Origin of the sequence: Thermomonas beijingensis (assembly GCF_020034655.1) — a bacterium.
In the GTDB taxonomy this organism is placed as follows: domain Bacteria; phylum Pseudomonadota; class Gammaproteobacteria; order Xanthomonadales; family Xanthomonadaceae; genus Thermomonas; species Thermomonas beijingensis.
In genome coordinates, this window is the sequence record NZ_JAIQDJ010000033.1 from 1 (window position 1) to 1,825 (window position 1,825).

General features: G+C 54.0%; 2 protein-coding genes. Both read left to right on the top strand.

Annotation, left to right across the window (positions count from 1 at the left end):
- Positions 1 to 482 (top strand): PDZ domain-containing protein (locus K7B09_RS13005; RefSeq protein ID WP_223629891.1); only part of this gene is annotated, 482 nt, incomplete at its 5' end.
- 108 nt (positions 483 to 590) lie between these two features.
- Entirely contained in the window at positions 591 to 1,088 is a 498-nt protein-coding gene (locus K7B09_RS13010) for a tetratricopeptide repeat protein (protein WP_223629892.1), read from the top strand.
- Positions 1,089 to 1,825: the final 737 nt, after the last annotated feature.

Sequence of the window (1,825 nt, forward strand, 5' to 3'; positions counted from 1 at the left end):
TACAACCTAACAGTTCGTTCAAGCCGACGCCGCTTCATGGCATCGTGTTATCTTTCGGCGTCCGGCTGCTGTCGCTTCGGTTGCACCTCGTTGCGGCGCGGCTTAACTCAGGTGTTAGGTCTCCCATGAAAGTTTTTCTGAAAAGCCTACTCGTCTTGGTGTTTCTCGCGGCATCGATACCCGCTGCAGCTGGAAAAGGCCATCTCGGGTTCACGGTCCACTACACGCTCAAGCGCAGCGCCTTCGACGCAAAACTTGATCGTGTCGTCGTAACCAAGGTCAGGGAAAACTCCCCTGCAATGCGCGCGGGACTAATGCCGGGTGACGTAATAGAATTTTTGAACGGCTCGATTGTAGCCGGCGCGTCCGCACGCAAGCTGGACAAGGAAATGAGTGCTGTCCAAGCCGGCGACAACGTCAAAATGACAGTGTTACGCTCCGGCAAGAAGGTTGCCATCAGCATGATCGCTGGGGAGACCTAACAATTCGTTCAAGCCGACACCGCTTCGCGGTGCGGCTTAACTCAGGTGTTAGACAGCGGCCAGTATTCCGTCGCTATTGCAGATAGAGCGAGGTGTTTGTTGGTCCGATTGCGTGACGCCACCGAAACGTCACTCCCACGCAGAATCGCAGAGCTGATCCGCGATAAGGATCTTGCGTACTCATTGGTTGATCTCCAGGCCTGGGCAGCAAAGGGCGATGCCGCGGCCTTCATTGCTCTAGCACATGCTTTTTTCTACGGCGGACTCGGCGTAGATAAGAACTTTACCGAAGCCAAGCGATGGCTCGAGAGGATAGACAAGGCAAATGACCATGAAGGTTGGGCATCGCACAGGCTTGGCATCATCTTCTACAAGGGACTGACTGGACCACAGGACAGGCGAGCGGCCTACAAATTCTTCAGACGCGCCACCCTGCGTGGAAATGCTAAGAGCAGACTCGCTCTGGCTGTTATGCAAAAACAGGGCACGGGTACGCTCAAGAAGCTTAAATCGTCGCGCGCAAACTTCTATCGCTGCTCGAGAAGCGCTGAGTTCAATAAGATCTTCCGTGTATACCTTGCAATTGAATCATGGTTGGCTAAATGAGGGCTCGCACCGTGTGGTGCCCGCTGTCTAACAATTCGTTCAAGCCGACACCGCTTCGCGGCGTCGGCAAAGCCTCGTAAGATTGTGGCCTTGCCGCCGCCGCAAATCGGTGCGGCTTAACTCAGGTGTTAGACCTGTGAAGAGCAACAAGCCGCGCTTTCCTTGCAAAGTCATTGAAACCCACAACAGCTCATGATCTGGAAAGATGTTTTTTGACCTCGCTTCAACGGCAAGAAGTCTTCAAATTTGCAACAAGATCAAGGTCAAAATCTACAGCCTGCAGTCGCTTGTAGAGCAAGAGCCAGAGCGGGTTTCGCGCAGCTGATACGGCGCTTGGTTTCGTGGTACAAATTGGCTTTCCGGCCTGTTCGTTTCACGGCTCACCGCAAGAGCGCACAGGTCTAACAATTCGTTCAAGCCGATGCCACTTCACGGCCGCAATTTTTTTCGGTATGTTCGTTCTTGTTTGCGGCCGTGCAGTGGCACGGCTTAACTCAGGTGTTAGGTTTAGCGCGGAATTTTTTGGAGATGTGCGGGCTTTGCATTGAATTGCGCCTGATAGGTTTACTGTTAGGTTCAAGTGTGCCCTTGCGTACTTGGCCCACAGCGCGCAGGGGACCTGCGCACCGTGGTGGCGGTAGCATTCCGTAGCTTGCTTCGCATGTGCAGTGGGTCGTCGGGCGCCTACAACCTAACAGTTCGTTCAAGCCGACGCCGCTTCATGGCATCGTGTTATC